General features: G+C 59.3%; 19 protein-coding genes and 2 pseudogenes. 6 read left to right on the plus strand and 15 right to left on the minus strand.

Going from position 1 to position 18,408, the window contains the following annotated elements:
• Together BN1800_RS44070 and BN1800_RS27155 are read left to right on the plus strand one after the other, a co-directional pair.
• Window positions 1-77, plus strand: a pseudogene (locus BN1800_RS44070) (copper-binding protein); the annotation flags it as partial.
• Between the two features lie 143 nt (window positions 78-220).
• The gene (locus BN1800_RS27155) at window positions 221-1,576 is read left to right on the plus strand and encodes an adenylate/guanylate cyclase domain-containing protein (protein ID WP_027512653.1); all 1,356 of its coding nucleotides are present in this window, start codon (window positions 221-223) and stop codon (window positions 1,574-1,576) included.
• A 439-nt stretch (window positions 1,577-2,015) separates the two neighbouring features.
• Here BN1800_RS27155 and BN1800_RS27165 read toward each other — a convergent pair whose 3' ends face one another.
• From BN1800_RS27165 to BN1800_RS42835, 4 genes and pseudogenes are all read right to left on the minus strand, one after another.
• Entirely contained in the window at window positions 2,016-3,443 is a 1,428-nt protein-coding gene (locus BN1800_RS27165) for an oligosaccharide flippase family protein (RefSeq protein WP_087001926.1), read from the minus strand.
• Window positions 3,444-3,498: 55 nt separating this feature from the next.
• Complete coding sequence (locus tag BN1800_RS27170) at window positions 3,499-4,404, minus strand: CheR family methyltransferase (protein WP_087001965.1); 906 nt, start codon at window positions 4,402-4,404, stop codon at window positions 3,499-3,501.
• Between the two features lie 1,072 nt (window positions 4,405-5,476).
• Window positions 5,477-5,686 carry a dodecin gene (locus BN1800_RS27175; RefSeq protein WP_027512650.1) on the minus strand — a complete coding sequence of 70 codons (210 nt, stop codon included), beginning with the start codon at window positions 5,684-5,686 and terminating at the stop codon, window positions 5,477-5,479.
• Window positions 5,687-5,833: 147 nt separating this feature from the next.
• Window positions 5,834-6,040 (minus strand): annotated as a pseudogene (locus BN1800_RS42835) (hypothetical protein); the annotation flags it as partial.
• Window positions 6,041-6,052: 12 nt separating this feature from the next.
• Between BN1800_RS42835 and BN1800_RS42840 the strand changes: the two are divergent.
• From BN1800_RS42840 to BN1800_RS27190, 3 genes are all read left to right on the plus strand, one after another.
• Window positions 6,053-6,334: a transposase gene (locus BN1800_RS42840; RefSeq protein WP_244564665.1), complete on the plus strand. Its 282-nt coding sequence runs from the start codon at window positions 6,053-6,055 to the stop codon at window positions 6,332-6,334.
• Window positions 6,335-6,584: 250 nt separating this feature from the next.
• Window positions 6,585-7,022 (plus strand): putative toxin-antitoxin system toxin component, PIN family, encoded by a 438-nt coding sequence (locus BN1800_RS27185; RefSeq protein WP_087001928.1) that lies wholly within the window; start codon window positions 6,585-6,587, stop codon window positions 7,020-7,022.
• Window positions 7,019-7,267: a hypothetical protein gene (locus BN1800_RS27190; RefSeq protein ID WP_027512646.1), complete on the plus strand. Its 249-nt coding sequence runs from the start codon at window positions 7,019-7,021 to the stop codon at window positions 7,265-7,267. Before BN1800_RS27185 ends, BN1800_RS27190 begins: the two co-directional genes overlap by 4 nt.
• A 235-nt stretch (window positions 7,268-7,502) precedes the next feature.
• Here BN1800_RS27190 and BN1800_RS27195 read toward each other — a convergent pair whose 3' ends face one another.
• The 3 genes from BN1800_RS27195 to BN1800_RS27210 all read right to left on the minus strand — a co-directional run bounded on the left by BN1800_RS27195 (window position 7,503) and on the right by BN1800_RS27210 (window position 9,525).
• Complete coding sequence (locus BN1800_RS27195) at window positions 7,503-7,904, minus strand: LysE family translocator (RefSeq protein ID WP_244564666.1); 402 nt, start codon at window positions 7,902-7,904, stop codon at window positions 7,503-7,505.
• Window positions 7,905-7,925: 21 nt separating this feature from the next.
• On the minus strand, window positions 7,926-8,111 hold the full coding sequence (locus BN1800_RS27200; protein WP_087001930.1) for a hypothetical protein: 186 nt from the start codon (window positions 8,109-8,111) through the stop codon (window positions 7,926-7,928).
• 331 nt (window positions 8,112-8,442) lie between these two features.
• Complete coding sequence (locus tag BN1800_RS27210) at window positions 8,443-9,525, minus strand: acetylserotonin O-methyltransferase (RefSeq protein ID WP_244564661.1); 1,083 nt, start codon at window positions 9,523-9,525, stop codon at window positions 8,443-8,445.
• A gap of 609 nt (window positions 9,526-10,134) precedes the next feature.
• Here BN1800_RS27210 and BN1800_RS27215 point away from each other — a divergent pair.
• Window positions 10,135-11,382 carry a flavin-containing monooxygenase gene (locus tag BN1800_RS27215; protein WP_027512642.1) on the plus strand — a complete coding sequence of 416 codons (1,248 nt, stop codon included), beginning with the start codon at window positions 10,135-10,137 and terminating at the stop codon, window positions 11,380-11,382.
• Window positions 11,383-11,502: 120 nt separating this feature from the next.
• On the opposite strand, the gene BN1800_RS27220 is transcribed toward BN1800_RS27215, so the two are convergent.
• From BN1800_RS27220 to virB5, 8 genes are all read right to left on the minus strand, one after another.
• A complete protein-coding gene (locus BN1800_RS27220) occupies window positions 11,503-12,432 on the minus strand; it encodes an ornithine cyclodeaminase family protein (protein ID WP_087001968.1) in 930 nt (309 codons plus the stop codon).
• Window positions 12,433-12,475: 43 nt separating this feature from the next.
• Window positions 12,476-13,525, minus strand: a complete 1,050-nt coding sequence (gene virB11 / locus BN1800_RS27225) for a P-type DNA transfer ATPase VirB11 (RefSeq protein ID WP_027512641.1) — start codon at window positions 13,523-13,525, stop codon at window positions 12,476-12,478.
• Window positions 13,526-13,535: 10 nt separating this feature from the next.
• Entirely contained in the window at window positions 13,536-14,705 is a 1,170-nt protein-coding gene (gene virB10, locus BN1800_RS27230) for a type IV secretion system protein VirB10 (protein WP_087001931.1), read from the minus strand.
• 9 nt (window positions 14,706-14,714) lie between these two features.
• A complete protein-coding gene (gene virB9 / locus BN1800_RS27235) occupies window positions 14,715-15,572 on the minus strand; it encodes a P-type conjugative transfer protein VirB9 (protein ID WP_087001932.1) in 858 nt (285 codons plus the stop codon).
• Entirely contained in the window at window positions 15,569-16,240 is a 672-nt protein-coding gene (locus BN1800_RS27240) for a VirB8 family type IV secretion system protein (protein WP_027512638.1), read from the minus strand. The genes virB9 and BN1800_RS27240 overlap by 4 nt, the downstream gene beginning before the upstream one ends.
• Before the next feature lies 1 nt (window position 16,241).
• Window positions 16,242-16,526 carry a hypothetical protein gene (locus BN1800_RS27245; protein WP_027512637.1) on the minus strand — a complete coding sequence of 95 codons (285 nt, stop codon included), beginning with the start codon at window positions 16,524-16,526 and terminating at the stop codon, window positions 16,242-16,244.
• A gap of 38 nt (window positions 16,527-16,564) precedes the next feature.
• Complete coding sequence (locus BN1800_RS27250; RefSeq protein WP_087001933.1) at window positions 16,565-17,497, minus strand: TrbL/VirB6 family protein; 933 nt, start codon at window positions 17,495-17,497, stop codon at window positions 16,565-16,567.
• Between the two features lie 224 nt (window positions 17,498-17,721).
• Window positions 17,722-18,390 (minus strand): P-type DNA transfer protein VirB5, encoded by a 669-nt coding sequence (gene virB5 / locus BN1800_RS27260; RefSeq protein ID WP_244564662.1) that lies wholly within the window; start codon window positions 18,388-18,390, stop codon window positions 17,722-17,724.
• Between the last annotated feature and the right edge of the window lie 18 nt (window positions 18,391-18,408).

Below are 18,408 nucleotides of genomic sequence, written 5' to 3' on the forward strand. Positions count from 1 at the left end.
GGCTCAAGGAAGGTTCGAACATCGAGTTCGTTGCCGAACGCGTGAATGGCAAGCTGACCGTCACCGAGGTAAAGTAAGCCAGCCTCCCGCCGTCGCGGAGGCGACTATATACGCGGCCGTTACTGGCGGCCGCGTAACCTTATCCACATCAACTGTGACAACGAGCGCGTCCGTTATAAAACACGCTGGCGCAATCAAATACCTTCCGGTAACGACCGCCATGAAATCTGCAATCGGCGCTCATTGGGACTACGCGCGAGAAATTCGCTCGATCCTTCTGCGCTTTGTCGCCTTCGCCATTCTTCTCGCTAACCTCTTGCTGGGCGGCAATGCAGGTGCCGAAAGGACGCATTCAGTCGTCGTCGTCAGCTATCTCGTCATCAGCATCGCTTCGGTCGCGACAGCGCGATTTCTTCCTGATCGCTCCTGGCTGAAAACGCTGTTTGTCGTACTCGACGCCTTGCTGGTCGTCTTAATTCTATATGGGCACATCCTTGGCGGACCGATTACCGAAAACCACAATTTGACGACTACCAGCTTGGTGGTGGCATTTATCTTGCTCAACCATGTGGGCCTCAAGCTGGATCGGCGGCTGGTCCTTATCTTCTCCAGCCTCGTCCTCGTTTCCTGGATGACCATGCTGGCTATCACCGCTGCGAGACATCATACGGCTGATACGGTGTCGGTAATCGCATCGTTTTTCAATCAGGACCTGGGTCTCACGGTCAGCTTTGGCTTCACCGCCTTTGCAATCTATCTTCTCGCGAAAGACCACGACCGTACGCGCAAGGAGGCGCTGCGAGCGGATGAGCGACGTCTCAACCTTTCGCGTTTCTTCTCGCCGCTCGTGGTCGCGGACCTTGAGGAAGGCAGTTCGGCGCTCGATCTCGAACGTCGCAACGCGGCGATCATGTTCGTTGATCTGCGCGATTTCACGAGCTTTGCCGAGACTGCGCCAGCACGTGAACTGGCATGGGTGCTGGGGGAATACCGGCACCTTGTTTCCGGCATCATTTTTGAGCATGGCGGGACCGTCGATAAGTTTATCGGCGACGGGGTCATGGCGGTCTTCGGCCAGCCCTCCCCCACAGACGACGACGCAGATCGCGCCTTGGCGTGCGCTCTTGACCTCGTCGATGCGCTCAGCGATTGGAAGAACCACAATGTGCGGAATGGCTACACCGCCCTCAACGCAGGCATCGGCTTGCACTACGGCACGGTCGTCGGCGGCGTCCTGGACAGCGGATGCCATAGCGAGTTCACCGTGATCGGTGATGCGGTTAACGTCGCCCAGCGCCTGGAGTCTCTGGCCAAATCATTCGACGCGCGGCTCGTCGTATCGTCAGCACTGATGGCCCAACTGCGTAAGCCAGTCCCGACCGCCCTCTGGATATCGCAGAGTTCGGTGGTTCTGCCGGGACGTCGGCTTCCGATAGATGTGTGGTATTTGTCCCGCGAAGCGGGCCTTGCGCTCGCTGAGTCCAATCTGCGCTACGAGACAGGGGGCATGCAGACCGCCCTCCAAAGGTCGTCCTTCCAGTCATCGCCTCCCGGGCCTGATGTGTGCACCGGATAGTCGATGCCTCGGACGGATACCTTGGCCGGATCGCCACACTTCACGAATGCTCGATGCTTCCCCGGGTCGCTGTAACTGGCACCTGCAGGATTGCCTTGTGAAAGCGAGATCAGGACATCGAAATCGTATCCGGCTCGCTCTGCGGTGTGGTTGCTTACAAGGCCAAGGCTAACAACGGTGTCGTCGTCGAAATGCGCCGTATGAAAAATCAACGGTTCCATTGCCTTCGCATTGGAAACCACTGACAGCCCGGCGACAAATACGGTCAGATACCAACGCATTCACCCCTCCCGTGGTTCATGCGAATGGCAGATCATATCACTTCAACGGCCGGGCTGCTATCAATTCCCAGAGATCAGAAAGAACGCGGGGGACTCAGCGAAACTAGCACGAACTCCCTCGCTTGTTCGGGTACGCAACGGACATCATCGCGCACCGTCTATCTACCTCTCCTACCCGCATTCCACCGGAACCGGGTGATGATCCACAACTGTGACAGCACGAGAATAGCCGCATAGGGGGTAGTAGTTACGGCAGTCCGAAGGATCAGTCCAGCAGCCCCGGGCACGCTGCTGAGCGTCCTGATGCTTCCTGCCCAATAAGCGACGGCAAGCATGACCACAAGCGCTGGAAAGACAACCGTAAGGAGTTGCTTACAGATGTCTCTCCACTTCACTCCGCCACTGCTTTCCTGAAGTGCCGCTATCGTAAAGAGACTATACGCGGCAACGCCACACTGGGCGACCGCCAGTATCATCGGGCCAAACGGTGCGGCCAGGAACGCAACCGCGACCAGGATAACAATATTCCGCATTGTGACACGCAGTCGTTTCCCGATTGCGCCGGTTACTGAAAGAAGCGGCTCGTTGAAGTATCCCGGCAAGAGCAGAAGCTGCCTGACACAAAGAACCGAGGCGATTGCGGCGCTAGCCTGCCACCGGTCGCCCAGCAGGAGATGAATCAACTGACTCGAGTAAAGGAGCAAGGTGATGAATATGGGCGTTGCAACAGCAAAAGTACCCACAACCACGTTTCTCGTCGTCTTCTGCAGCTGATCTTCGCCCTGGACCGATGATTTCCGGAACATCACCCAGGCTATCGCCCTGATGGGCTCGCCAAGCGCCTCGGACACTGCTGCGACAAGCCGTTCCGCCGCCCGGTAATAAGCGGCATCCGTTACGCCCTGAAAACCAGCGACAGCGAAGGTGCTGCAGTAAGAGCCAGCGAATATGATGAGACGGTTGACCACGATATGGTGTGAAAATTCCGCCATGTTCGCCGCGTCCCTAATGCTGGCGCGAAGAGATGGTGCTTGACCGAGCCTCGCCCATCCCATGAAGAGTGCTAACGTCTGAGAGATGACCTTCCCGAGCGCGAGGGAGAAGACGCCGATACCAGCTGCGAACATGGCGACCGTTGAGCAGAGCCCAACAACCTCTGAGATGACCCGGATCGCGGCTTGAGTACGCAAATAGCCTTGGGCCGTGAACGCCGCCTCATAGGATGTGGCGAGCGTGCAAGGAAGGATCGAAAGGCTCCAGACCGCGAGCAGAGCTGCCGCCGTGAAGTTGCCAAACTCGAACACGCCAAGAGCCGCGATGCCCGACAGGACTGTGAACAACGAAGCTGTCCAAAATGATAGCGCGGTGACCACGCGGAACATTGGCAGGGTGTAGCCCACCCGAAGCAGTTGCTCTGCCCAACCCGCCTCGGCCATGATTGTCAGCAGCGTTATGACGGCAGCCAGGACCGCGTACAGGCCGAAATCGGCAGCCTCCAGGGACCTCGCTGCGATGAAGAACAGCAGAAACTGGATGGTCTGTGACGCGATCTTTGAGGCGAGCAACCACGCTCCGCTCTTGAACATAGACAACCTCAAGCAATTGGGCGACAGCCAGTTTAGCTGCCGCCAGATGAAGCTTTTAGCGAAGCCGCTGGAAAATGATCGTGTACCTCACGCGCCAGTCGGGCTCGCTCGTGTCGATAGGTTCTGCACCCCACCTCAGCCAGGGCCAGCCCTGTTTCGACCCGTCACAACCCCAGATTTCACGCAGGTTTGTGAGGATCGGGGCGAACGGCGCATCCCGAAGTACCCTGGTTTTCAGGTCGAGATCGACCCCGTCCACTACCAGGTACCCCCCCGCTTTTACCAACCTCATCATGTTGTGAAGGCACAGCTGCGCAGAGCGGTCATCCATCGGCCCCATGAAATTGTTGGCAAGGACGAGGTCCTGCGGTCCGATGGAGGTCAGAATGTCATCTTTGATGGCGTCGGCAGCAAACCACGATGTATCATGTCTGAGGAAGTCACGTACGCGGCAGGTGCCGTCAGCCTGCTGTTGAACAATGCCGTTCAGCGCGGAAATCTCATCTTCCTCGATCTCCGGACGGCCCGCGGCAAATAAAGCACCATCAGCCGCTGGAACCCCGGGCGCGTAAAGCCCTCGTTCAGCGATCCTTACGACCTCCGGTGACAAGTCGCAGCCGACACCGATGATCGTTCGGCCGGGCATTGCGCTGCGAAGGGTATAGAGGAGGGAATACAGTTCCGCGCCGGTACTGCAGCCGATGGACGCCACCGCCAGAGCGGTGGACGAACTGTCCCTGGCCATGATTTGCTTGAGCGCGTCGAGCAGAGGTGGGTTGCGCATGAACTGCGTAAAGTGCGTCTGTACCTTGAGAGTGTCTCTGGTGAACCGCCGGTAGAGAAAGCGGCCAGTTCTGTTCATGAGCGGCGTTTGGGCCACAGATGTAGGCATAGCGTCCCACATCGTTCGGCAGACTTTGCGTGGCACTTGGCGAAATTTCGCCAGCGTTTGGTTCAACATAAGCAACTCCTTTAACGCGCAGCCGTCCAGAGGCAGCGTTGAGATGGAAACGATTACGCCAAGCGTCTCGCGCTTTCGCGTTTTCGCCGTGGGTTCAATACGAGAGAGAAAGTCTGCCAATCACAGTGCTGTCGCGAACGCCAAATGCTCGCAGAGCGGCTGGCAGAGCTGAGGGAATTAGGCTCTTGGCGGGCGAAAAATGCTGCAGGGAGGCAAGGACGTCAACGATACGGCTCGCTGCGAGGATCGCTCCTGATGTGAATGGGGCACATTAACTTGAATGATCCCAGTAAGGATAGCTGACGTGTTGCAGGTCGGGCTGCAGGATCGGCTCGACTGATGATGGCTCTTCCCTGAGTGCTCCTCATGCTTGTCGCAATGGACTTCGTCAGCAAGACGTACGGACTGCTGGATCGGTCGAGGCTCAAACGTGTTTTCACTTAAGGCAACCCCGAACGACATCGACAGCGCGAGTATGATCGCGATCAACTTCAGCGCATCTCTCGTCGAAATCGTAGCCATAACCGTTCGTAGAAAAAACGGTGTTGCGGATCAATTTGGCCAGTTGGTCGCGCTTTGGCCGAATTAGGTAAGGGAAGCTGGCAAAAAGAAGGGGAGAGACCACGGCTTCAGCAGAGTTCGAATTCGGAAACAGCGATACCTGCGGTGACCGATTTTGGCTTCGTCACTTTTCCCAAGGCCTATTGACACTTTCACCAGGACGCTATTGACGCTTTCCCCACATTTCTATTGACACTTTCCCCACATCGCTTTTTGCCGAGAAAATGAAGTGACCATCATGGACGACAGTCTCCTACCGCGTCATCTGTCGTCGGCATCGTCGTCTATATGGGAGAGCGCTTACTCAGTTTCGGCGAACATGTTCGCGCTCCCTCTGTCGATGTTTTGGTCGTTCAAAGAAGTTTCGTCTGAGTGGGCGATTGGACAGCTTTCGGGACCGGGCCTTTTTCAGTGCGCATGGATTATACTACCATAGCAAGGTCGTTGGCTCACAGGGCGAATCGTTCCGATCAGCTCCTTGGAGCGCTCTGGACCGCAACCGCCCGGCGCATCAGTCGTCGATCCGAAACCCGACTTTCATGACCACCTGGTAGTGGGCCACAACGCCGTCCTTGATTTGTCCGCGGATCTGATCGACTTCAAACCATTCGAGGTTCCTCATCGTCTTCGAGGCCCGCGAGATCGCCGTCTCGATCGCCTCCGTGACAGAGGTCGTCGAACTGCCGATCAGTTCGACCTTCTTGTAAACGTGGTCGCTCATGTCATCCTCCGTTCGGGTCAGGTCGCGATTAGCTTGAAACCTCTCCACCATGGCGTTCAAGCTTGCCGACGACAGCAGACGATCCGGCAATAGGCGCCTGTTGTCAAACGGCCCGGGATACGAGCGCTTTTGACTGGGACGGGACGGTCAGTCGACCCGATTGATCCGGTGCCCGCCGCGCCGGGTGGCATTGGAGAACGTCGCTACGACCTTCATCATGAACGGCTTGGAAAAACGGCCGAGGATATCCTGTCCGGACTCCAGATAGTAGGAACGCTCGGCGATATCATAATTGTATTCGTCGACGACGATCCATGCCCGCTTCAGGTCGCTGAGCCCGCCACGCCGGCATTCCGTGACGGTCGTGTGGCCGCTCAGGTCATCAAGCGGGCCGACGCCGGAACAATCGGGAGGTTCCTCGACCGATTTGTCTCCCAGAATGCCGTCATCCTGTCCGACGACACGGCGATCGGCCGCGCCGCGAAGGCATTTTCAGGTCATGAAACGGTGGCCCACCGCGATCATAACTATGCGGACGGGGAGGTTCATTCCAACACCGCCGAAAAACCTGGCGTCTGTCCTGAAGAGGGCGCAGTTCGGTGTGTTCCACTTCCTGAGCCTGCGCCATCTCCAGCCGTACGTCGATGAGATCATCTTCCGGATGAACCAGCACGAGGTAACGCGCAGGGGCCAATCGGAAGGGCGGACGTATATCGCTCGAACTGAGCTGCATCAGCATTGAGACGCAACTGAAGAATCTATTGAAGAGAGCTGTCCGGTCGACACGTCCGCCGATCTCAAAAGGGTGGATGAAGCGGCCGCTGCCAATTGCGCCGGGATTTGGGTCAGCGCCATCGGCGACTTGACGTGACATCACATACGATATCATACTAACGCCATGATTGTTGTCGATGCTAACGTGATGCTTTCGGCTCTGCGCTCGTCAAGAGCAGCGTCGCACCAGCTATTGAGGGAAATGCTCGTTGGCGATATTCCCTTTGCCGTGTCGCCTGCCGTGGCCTTGGAATACGAGGATGTCCTGAAGCGACCCGGTATACTTGGTGATGAACCGTGGCTGAGCGGGGACGAGATTGACACTGTGCTGGATGCGATTTTCAGCCAAGCTCGTCTCGTTTCCCCATGGTTTCGGTTCAGGCCGTTCTTGGCCGATCCAAAGGATGACATCTATATTGAGTGCGCTTTGGCGGCGGGTGCGACATTTATCGTAAGTAGTGACAGGCACTTCCAACATCCAGCCGTAAAAGCGTTCGGCATGTCTGTCATGAGAGCCGGAGATTTTGTGGCAGAAATAACGAGAAGGAGACAGCCAACATGAGTACCTATCCTCTCAGAATAGCAGATCATGTCATGGAAGAAGCCAAGCGGGCAGCAGCGGAAGACAACGTATCACTGAACCAGTTGCTTTCGGCATTTATCGCTGACGGCATTGGTCATCGACGTGCCATCATGAGCCTTCGTAAGCGGGCGGCACGCGGAAATGTCGATGCGGCGCTTGCCATCCTTGATCATGCACCTGATGTCGAACCTGATCCCGGCGACGAACCGGTCCGCGAGACTTAGAGAGTATGTTTCTACGCAGTGCGCCTGCTAAATGGCGACAACTCACGCTCAACTGGAGCCTTCCAACTTGTTTTTTTGGGAAATGACGAAGCTTTCAACCCAAACGAACCGCCTCGCACCGAAGATGAAGCAGCTTCCATCGGACCAAGCGATCAAGGCTCATCCGGGCCGGACTATGTTTGGCGCATTAGGCATGCCTAATATCGTTGCCCATTGGCCACTGTTCGGTGCGATTTCACATGAGTCTGATCACGGTGATGACTGCGATCGAGAGATAGACTGCGGCGCCGAGGTTCGCAAAGCCGCCGACCTGTGCACAGCCGACCGGTAGCCGGAGATGCGTGATTGTAAAGACGCAGACAGAGGCGGAGACCGAGCGCATGCAAACGTATATCGCGCTCAGCAAGACTATTTGCATAGCGATCGAATGATCCGGATCTATGAATTGTGGGAAGAAGGCGGCATAGAAGAGAAGCGCTGCAGGATTTGCGAAGGCAATCGTCAGCCCATCTAGGACCGGCGGACGAGCGCGAGACAAATTCGGAGAGCGCCAAGGCCGGCGGCGGAGGCGCAACGCGCCCGCAGCGAGCCAGATGAGATAAACGGCTCCGGCGAGTGAAAGCCATCGCAACAGCACTGGCAAGAGTTCACCGGAAAGTTACAGGCCGGCGAACATTGCCCCGAGCAGACACACCTCCCCGAACTCTACGCCAATCGCGGTCGAGAAACCGGCCATCGCCCCGTGCCGAAGCGTATTACAGGCAATGATCGCCATAATCGGGCCGGGCGTGATGAGAATCAGAAGTGTCGCGGCCGAGAATTGGGCAAGACTGTTCCAGTCCATCTTATCAGCTTTCGAATTCGCTTATCGCATCGATATCAGGTTCGTGACTAAACCTGCCTTGACTTCAAGCACGGGCGCGGGGGCCTCAGCATGACCGATGTCCCTCAACTGATCGGGACTCAAATCCGCGATTGCCCGACGTCTTGAGACGGTCCGTTGCCAAGTCCTGAGAGCCGCGATTGCGGTTGCTGTGGTTTTCAGCACGAGTCCAAGCAGACGTACCTTTGACGAGTGACGATTGACGCGAGTTTCCGTGTGAGCCATTTCGGCCTCCATCATCATTGTCGGCAGGGTTGACCTGCAGGGAGCCTATTGCCCTCCGCTTTGCGCTCTACGGCTTGCGCCCGATCACGGCGCCGTTCGCGCCGGGTGCGTCGAACCAGACCGTCTCGATGTGCCGGAATCCGGCTTCCTCGAGCCACGCCGAATATTCGGCCGGCGTGTAGTTTCGCCCTTCCGTCTCGATCAGCATGTTCAGGCTCATCAGTGCAGCCGGCGCCGGCCCGGTCTTTTCGTCATTGACGAGAAGCTCGCTGATGACGACTGCGCCGCCGCTCGGCAAAGCATCGAAGGACCGGCGCAGCAGGGCGCGGTTCTTTGCCTCGTCCCAATCGTGCAGGATCATCGACAGGAGATGCACGTCGTGATCTCCCGGAAGTTGTTCGAAGAAGTTGCCGCAGGCCGTCTCGATGCGGTCGGTCAAGCCGGCCTCGGTTATTTTTCCCGCCGCGATCGCGGCCACATGCGGCAAGTCAAACACGGTCGCGTGCAGCTCCCCATACTGTTTGCAAAGCTCGATGTCGTACGCGCCCGATCCCCCGCCGATGTCCAGGAGGCGACGGAAATAACGGAGATCCACGGCTTCGCCGAGCTTGCGCGCGGTCATCGTGGAGACCGAATGCATCGCCTCCCAGAAGAGTGCCAGCATCGTCGGATCCTCGCCGTCGAACAGCGAGGATTGCACTGCCGGGTCCCACGTGGTTGGCCGGTTCGTGCGCAGCGCCTCTGTAAGCCTTCCCCAGCCCGCGTAGAGTCGCTTGTCGGCCATCTGCACGAAGCCACCGAAGTAATACGGCTTCCCGCGCACGAGATAGGCTTCGCTTAAAGGCGTATTGCGATAACGGCCTTCCGTTTTCTCCAGAAGCCCGAGTGCAGCGCAGCCGGTCAACAGCATCTCGGCCGGGCGTGGATGCAGACCGACCGCTTGCGCGAGCTCGCCAGCAGTCGTGCCTGGGCTGCCCGCAAGGTGGCCGAAGAGGTCCAACTCGTGCGCAGCGGCCAGAGTCTTGAAGGCCCAGAAACCGGTCGAAAGCGCCATCAGCGGGACGGCGGAAGGAAGTTCCGGCGTGGCGGAAATCGGCTGGACGTTTGCATGCTTGGCCGGAGGCGCTGTCCGCGAAAGCTTTCTGGCCATGATTACCTCTCTTCCAGAGCAGGTCACAACCGCAACCGGCTGGTTTGCGGCCATCCACTCGGCGAGCTGTGGCTACCGTCTGCTCAGGTGCGAATCTGGCGGTGCGGGGTTACGCTACGATTTCGGAAGGAGAAAAATTCGGTTACACTTGAAACTTATATTATTTGGTCGGAGCCGGCTGACTTTCTCGATCGTGGAATGTCGATAATTGATTATTGGATGCTTGCGCGCATTGAACACAGCCAACCGGCCGAACTCCCATTTAAGCGCAAGAGGATTGATTGCCTTCGCTTCCATCTTCGCAGTGATTGACCGATCGGCTCAGTAATGTCGGCTAGCCTCCCACCAGTTAACGGCTCGGGCACTCTCGTCAGCGCAAGCGGAGAGGTCGAGTGTCGCATTTCTCAATGGCTGGCGGAGGCGCATCCCTAACCAGCTTTGACATCGAAGCACGGAACGAGAAGATCTTCCGATCATAGGTCACACCCCTGCGCTAGCGGCCGCCTTGTGGCTTCCGGGCGGCGGTCCTAGCGCATCTCCCATGGACTTGTATCCCTGCCAGAAGGCGCGCATACAGTGAAATGGACCAGGAGGTTGGTAGGGGGACGCATGAGCGAGGTTCTCGACGCGCTTGTGATTGGCGCCGGTTCGGCCGGTCTCGGCGTCAGCTATTTTCTAAAGCGGGCTGGCCGCAACCACCATATCCTCGATCGAGGCCGGATCGGCGAGACCTGGCGGACGCAGCGATGGAACTCGTTTAGACTGAACTCGCCTACAATCCGTTCCATCCTGCCCGGTGACTCATATGAGGGACCCGATCCTTGGGGCGCGATAACCCACCACGAGTTCGTGGCATATCTCGAAGGATATGCCGAGCGTCACTGCCTGCCAGTGGTCACCCAAACGCCGGTGGATGAGCTGTCCAAAGACAATGGGCTTTTCCGCGTCGCCACGGCTCATGGCCCGCTGCTGGCGCACAATGTGGTGATCGCCACTGGTGACCAAAACCGACAGGTGCGGCCGCTAGGCTCGACCGCCCTGCCGATCGGTATTCACCAAGTCGATTCTTCGGCCTACCGCAGCACCGCCGATCTCGAGAATGGCGCGGTACTGGTCGTCGGCAGCGGCCAATCGGGCGGCCAGATCGCCGAGGATCTGGCACGAGCTGGGCGAACCGTCTTTCTAGCAACCAGCCGCAACGGCCGTTGGGTCCGGCACTATCGCGCCGGCAATATACTGAATTGGCTGACGCTGTCCGGCTTTCTAGACGTCCCCCGCAAGGAACTCGTCCTCCCTTCCGGTAAGTTGCCAGCGCGCGCTCTCGTCGGCGCGACCCACACGATCAGCCTGCAATCGCTGAGCGCCCAAGGCGTTGTGTTGCTCGGCCGGTTCGGGGGCGTGGAGAATGGCAGTCTCATCTTTGGCGACGACGTCGACGGCAATATGCGATTTGCCGACGACGTTTCCGCGAATACCAAGCGGCTGATTGACGAATACATCGAGCGTGCCGGCCTTGATGCGCCACCAGCCGAGAGCGACCCGGCCGAGACGGTTGAACCGCGTGTGCCCGATCCACGGATCCGGTCGGTCGATTGGATTGCTAGCGGCGTCAGATCGGTAGTCTGGTGCACGGGCTTCACCGGCGACTTCTCATGGATCCGGCTCCCCGGCGCCCTCGACACAGCCGGCCAGCCCGTACACGAGGATGGGGTGGGCACCATTCCAGGCCTGTTTTTCGCCGGTCTCGATTTCGGCTCGACGCGAAAATCAGGCACGATCCCGGCTATTGCAGAGGAGGCAGCTCGCCTCGTTGAGCGGCTCGTCGGCAAAAAGAACTCCACCTGGCCGGCGCGCTAAAACCCTGCTGAGCAGCAATGTCGACGCCGGACTTTGCCGTCATCACCCTCGCTGGCGCAGGAGTTGGCCGATCTCGCCAACGCGGCACAGGCCCGCAAACCAGAACGCGCGGCGGCGTGATCACAGCGGCCTACCCCCCTCCTGCTGGCGGTCCGACTCACCTAGGACCGCCAGCGCGACATAGCTATCCTGTAGCGAGAGGCCAGAGCTGTCGAATACCGCTATCTGCTCGGCAGACTGCCGACCGGGCGCGGTACCCCGTAATACTTCGCCGATCGCAATCAGCGAGGCATCGCTGGGAGCGTGCTGAAACTCGCCGACAGCGCGCGACTGCGTAGGCAGATCGCAGAACAGCCGTGCAGCGGCCAGTAGCGGCACGGGCAATTCCTGCTTGCCGATCGCATCAGATCCCATAGTCGAGACATGGGTGCCGTCCCGAACCCAATCGGCCCGAAACAGCGGCGCTGTGGCCCCAGTTGCCGTGACGATGATATCAGAGCATCGGCAGGCGGCCTCTGCCTCCGACATCTCTGCTGCAATTCCAGCGACGTTCAAGTGTCCGACCATGGCGAGCGACGACGATTGTGCGCGGCCCACGACCAGCACCCGGCGCAGCCGTCGGATGCGTGACAGTGCTGCCACCTCATATTCAGCCTGATGGCCAGTACCAAAAATCGCCAGGACCTCAGCCTCCGGCCTCGCCAGGATGTCAGTCGCGACAGCATCAGTCGCAGCTGTTCGAAAGGCATTCAGCGTGCCGGCCTCGACGATCGTACCGATCCGTCCACGGGTCTGATCAAACAGAAGGATCAGCGAGTTGTGGCGGGGCAGGTCAAGCGCGTCATTGCCAAGAAAGCAGGATCCGATCTTGATCCCCGCGGCGGCAGGCCCAGCGGCGGATTTGATCCGTGAACCGGTCAGATTGCGATTGGCAAGCGGGAGCGCTCTGAGCTTTACAAAACCGCCGATCGCAGATGAACAGCCGTCGTTCCGATTGCGTGGCCCGACAAGTGGACACGCATGATCCACCAAAATGGAAGCCGAGCTCATCGCGGACGCAGACCATGCGAACCAGCAAAACTCGCGCACGGACCTATCGGAACTCACGATGATCGCGACTGCTGCCATCGGACATGCCGGCTGCGGTCGCATGGGCGTCCCGGTAATAGACCTCGCTCACCCGAAACCGTCCATCGATGCGTTTGCACTGGACGATGACGTCAATGGCGATCATCAACAGCTCACGGATATCATGCCTGTCGAGGTCCCTGCCGCCTTCCGATTCCTTGACCAGCAAGGTCAGCTGTTCGAAGGCCAGCTGCGCGGAGTCGGCGTGGACTGTCGTGATCGAACCGGGGTGGCCCGAATTGACATTGCGGATGTAATAGAAGGCCGTTCCGTCTCGCAGTTCCTGCAGCAGGATCCGATCCGGCCGCATGCGCAGGCAGGATTCCAGCAGGTCCTTGGCGCCGACCTTCGCCAGGCCTTGACCACCCTTGGAATAAAAGAGGCGAACGTGGTTCGATTGCGGGATGACCAGCTCGGGCGTGTCCTCGATCGAAATGATCCGCTCGCTTGCCGGGATATGACGGATCAACGCCTTCGACAAGGTCGTTTTGCCGGAGCCCGTTGCGCCGGAAATGATGATGTTCTTTTTCGCTTGGACGGCTTGTCGCAGAAACGCCCTGTAAGCCCTGTTCCTGTAGAACCCCAAAAGCTTGCGGTCCGATGTGTTACCGTCTCTTTCGGCTTTTGCGGCATCGTCGAATAATCCGCCCTGCTCGAGATCGTCGAGGCTCAGCGAGACCGACGACGGCTTTCGGATCGTGACGCTGACGGTTCCCTGCGTCGTTGCCGGTGGGATCACGATCTGGATGCGCTCATCACCTGGCAGCGTGGCCGACAGGATCGGCCGCGTTTCGTCGATCGATTGATTGGAATAGCTTGCGATAGCGCGCGCGAGACGCATCAGCTTGTCGAAGGATAGATCAGGCAGATCGTGGGTCTGCCATCCGGCCGCCCCCTCGGTCACCACCTGACCTGGCCGGTTGACGATGATCTCGTAAAGCGACCGGTCGCGCAGATAGGGGCAAATTGGCGCCAGGAGCTCGCGCACCACACCGGAATCAGCTCCTTCCGCCATTTGCGATCTCCTATTTCGTGACAAGCCTCGATGCGGGACTGAAGTCGCCGCGCAAAGCGCGATCGTAGACCCTGTTGCGAGGCTCGGTAACGCGCAGCCGGTAGATGCCGGAAAAATCAAGATCCCGCGCCACGAAGATTAAGACCAGTTCGCCCTGGTGTTTCTGAAGCGTCGGCGGAATGTTGATCAACTGTTCCACGGCGATTGCCGCGGCCTGTCGTCCGGCGCTCGTCGTGTTCTGCGCTTCGACATCGCCGTCGTGCAGCCGGCTGCTCGCGTAGGAGGTCGCATCGCCGACGATCGACAGCAGGATCGCGCTGCCGAAACGCTCCCACCAGTGGGTGTCGACATGGCCGTCCAAGCCGGCGCGCCCGAGAGGATCCGTCGCAGGCGACGCGAGCGTAACGATCACGCCCTTTGGCGTCTTGGCACGGTTCCACAGGACAAACAGGCGTTTTTGACCGCGGCGAAGACCGCCGCGATATTCGCCGACGATCTGTGTGCCCTTCTCCATCAGCACGATACGGCCATTGTCCGACAGCACGTCGCGATTGATGACGCAGCTTGCAAAGCCCGGCTGGTCCGAGGAAAGCGCCGTTTCCAGCACGCAAGGGATGGACGTTCCCATGGCCACGATAAAATCGCGATCTCCAAGCATGCCGGCGCGCGAGCCTTGCAGTTGCGTCGGCGCCAGCATCCTGTTGAACCGCTGGTCTTCGTTTGCTGCCTGCGAACCGGGAGCGCCGGGATTGACGCCGAACGGAAAGTCGTTCGATGCAGCATCCGAACTCTGGTTCTGCCGATCGCCAACCGGCGCCTTTTCGCCGCCATAAGCGATCACCGGCGCACGGCGAGCAGCGTCCAGGAGCTTATCCTCCTCGACCGGCGCCTGCTCGGTCACGACGGGCGTTGGCAGCTCGACTTCCGCCGGCATCGTGACAGGTTGGACCGGTTCCCTGGCGGGCTCGAAATCCGACGTCTGGCGGATCACGACCCGTTCGGGTTGGGTCCCCTCCGCGGGCTTGTTCTGGCCGCGCATCGACCAGAGTGCAAACGCGACGAAGGCCACGATCGCCATGGCAATCGCGCCGCGTTTCAGGATCGGGTTGTTGTCGAACTGGCGGCCGGCCGTTGTTTCCGCGCGCTCGCCGGGGATCCGGGTGTTGTCTTGCTCGGACATGACGTTTTCCTATTGCGCGACAGCGGGTTGTGTCTTCACGACCCGCTCCACGTACGGTGACGTCGTGTTGGTCTCAGGCTTGATGCCGACACGATCATAGGCCTCGTTGAAGATGCACAAGACGTCCCCTCCCCTGCGCAGAATGAACTTGCGGCTGACGGCATGGACCAGCACCAGATTGCCGTCGACGGATTTCGGAACCAGGCTCTCAGTGCCGTCGGAGTTTTCCAGGTAGATTGCCGGCATTTCCTGATTGCCGGCAAAGGCGAAGGTCGTGAGCCTGCCGTTGTCATAGACGGCCTGCGGTTCGAGCGAGACAGAGCCTTGCGCCGAATAGCGCCAGTTCCGCGGCCCATAGGCCTCATGGAGCGCGAGCACCCGGTCCGCCCGACCTGCCTCAGCAGCCTGAGCACGGAGGGCGGCCTTCTGACGGCGGCGCTCCGCCTCATCGGCTGGGTAGCGGTACTTCACGTAAAAATAGGTGTTTTGTCCGACCTCGACCGTTCCGTCCCGCACGGTCAGTTCCATCTGATAGCTGCGGGTCGATCCGTTGCGCCTTGTCGTCACAACCGAGATATTGGTCACCGGCTGATGTTCGCGCGGCTTTAGGAACAGCATGTTGCCGGCCGGCGCCACCTCCCATGCGACGCTATTGCCGAGCGCCACATGGGCAATCTCCTCGTCAGCAGCAAACTCGACCTGGATCGACGAGCGCAAGGTGCCGACGATCCTTGTGATGTTGTAGGGCTGATAATCCACGAAGCGGATACGGCTATCCTGCGATGCGCCGCGGGGAATTTCCAGGGCACCTGCTGTCAGTGAAAGACCAAGGCTCAAAACAGAGGCGATCAGGAATATCTGTTTCAATTGATGGCCTCCGGATCGGCGCGATATTCGCTGACCGCAAAGCCCAGGGGATTAACCAGACGGTCGGTCGACGACATCGGCGCGTTGACATAGGAAAAGGTGAGCGTTGCAACCCAGTGCGTGGTGCGCACATCGTCTCCGCGGGTGATCGTCCGCATGTAGCGCACGGAGGCCACGTTGGCATTGATCAGGGAGATCGAAACAATATTGATGCGCGCCGTCGCGCTGCGGCCGTAGACATTCTGCGGAGATTGCGGGTTGCTGCCCCGGTAGACGGTTGCAAAACGCGTCTGCTCCGGCTGCGTGGAGAGCAAGGCAACGGTTCGGAAATTCTCCTCGGCCTCGCTCCAGACATAACCTTCTCGCGCGCGCACATACTTGGCCCCGAAGTATTTGGTGACGGCCTCGTCATAGCTCCCGGCGACCGACTTCAAGGCGGAGACGACGTCGACGATGCCGGTGGCGTTGTCGACGCGGACCACAAAGGGCTCGACCGTTTTCAAGGGGGTCAGCCCGGCAATGGCGAAGACGGAGACGGCCGCCACGATGCCGGCACAACCAGCAACGAACCAGGCGATGCGGGCAGAGCGCTCCACTTGGATGAGCCGATCCTGATCGAACCGGCGCGCCTTTTCGAAGTAGCTCTTCAGATTATCCGGCGTCACCATCTCACTCGCCCTTACCTGGATGGTTGGTACCTCCGACATTGAAACGCGCGAAGGCGGCCGGCTTTGCTGAGGCTAGCTCATGCGCGTAGGGCGCGGCATGGCCTGCCGGGTCCGCAGGACTGGCCTTCGACGTAGGCTGCTTCAGCTTACTGTCATCTTCCCACTGCCACATGGACCGGTTCAGCGGCCGGCGGGAGTAGCCGTCGCATTTGGGAAGCGGGTGTGTCATCGCGCTGCAGGCGGAAAGTGTCCCGGCGATGAGAAACAATGAAACGGTGCGAAGCATGCGGAAACAACCTGTTCATTTTCTTAGGGAGGCGGCCGTCATTCTGCCCCTTTCGGTCTGAAACGGCGCGAAACGGTGCGGGCACGTCGCCCGGCCGCTCTCGCGGTATACGAGGCTGCCCGGGCAAGCGTGCTTTCGTGAGCATCGCGAGCGGCACCATGGCCGTAGGTCAAGGATGCCCCGCCTGCGGCGAGAGCCGACGCAATACCGGGCAACTGATAGAAGACGTAAAGCGCGGCAAGGCAGATGGAGCAGAGCGCGATCGGGCGCATCAGGACGTCGCTATAGCTTTCGACAGTAGTAAAGGTCGTGTCGATGCAGGTGATCAACAGCGAGCCGATCGCAACGACCAAAACCTGCAGAATGACGAAATTGGCAAGCTGTCCTATCCAGGACTCGGTGAAACGGCGCGTGGACTGGAACATGGCAAGCGCAACGAAGATCGGGCCGATCGCAAGCACGACGGCGAGTGCCAGCCGAGCGTAGAGGGAAATGATGTAACCGACCGCCGCGACAATAAAGCTCGCGCCAATAACCATCATACCGCCGATACCGGTAACGATGTCGACCGGCCAGGAAGCGCGGGACCAGATCTCGTAGGCGCACCTCTGGCCCTTGTCGAGCAGGCTGTCGAACGTCGACGCGCTCGGCGCAGTGCCCGCATTCAACGCCTGAGAAATCTCCTTGGGCAGCATCTCGAAGAACAGATCGGTCACATAGGTCTGGTACTCGCTGGCGTTCCTCACCAGCATGACGATGATTGCAAGCTTCATTGCCCGAAACGCAAACTCAAGAATGGGCTCCTGGACAGAACCGCGCAGCACAAGGTAGCCGAAGAGCACGACGTAGAGCGTCAGCGCCGCGGTGAGCGGGCCGGTCACCCAGTTGGCGATGTTTGCGGTGCCTGACGAGATGAAATTTTCGAGCGGCGCCTTAAACTGCCCATCCACGAAGCTGAAGACCTGATACATCCCTTAGCCTCCGGGCGACTTGCGCATCGGTCCAGACCGCAGCTTCACGTCCGCCGCCTCCGCGTTTTCTTGCATGTCAGCAGGTCCGCTGCGATTGTTCCGGCACTCGGCTGTGACCTTCGCAAGCAAGGCCTGATCAGCAGGCTGGTCGATGGTAGAGGTTTCTTCCGTCTGGCCGAAGCAAACCGGCAAAGCACGCGCGATCGTTCCAAGAGGGGCCCATTTCATTTGAGCGCTGCTCCCATTGCGTCCATGCGGCTGCGCCAATCTTCCGCCTTTCGCTGGTCATCGACCTGCACCTGCGCCTGCTGGACCATCTGCAAACCCTGCATGCGCAGCACGTCGGTTTGAAGAAACGCCGTTTCCGCCTGCAGCCGTGCCTGAAGATCGGCGATGTCCTTGGCGCCCGCCGCGCTGGAAATCTGCTGGCGGAGCTGATCGATGCCCTCGACGCGCTTGGTGGCTGCGTCATAGATCTGTTGGCCGAGGCTCATCTGGCCTGCGTTCTGCTTCTGGGCGCGCTGCAATTCCTGCGCGTAGAAATCATTGGCGTCGGTGTGATAGGTCGAATTGTGCTCGAGGAATTTCGAAGCGGAATTGCCGAAGGCGCCGGTCCCTGCCCCCTTGAACAGACCTTCGATGGCATTAAAGTCCTGTGGCAGCGCATTGCGGATCGAAGGGTCGTTGAGCAGGCCTGCGACGTCCGCCATGTGGGTGATCTTGTTCAGCGATCCATAAAGCTGCTCAGCCTGCCGGAGCTGCTGGTTCAGCGTGTCGAGCTGGGATTTCAGCTGCGTGATGCTTTCGATCTGCTTTACGATCGCCGTCTGGTCGATGACCGGAATGCCCTGTGCGGATGCCATTGCGGTCGGCAACACGGTAGCTGCCGTCATAAGAGAAAACCTTGCCCT

It is taken from the genome of Rhizobium sullae, from assembly GCF_900169785.1.
In the GTDB taxonomy this organism is placed as follows: Bacteria; Pseudomonadota; Alphaproteobacteria; order Rhizobiales; family Rhizobiaceae; genus Rhizobium; species Rhizobium sullae.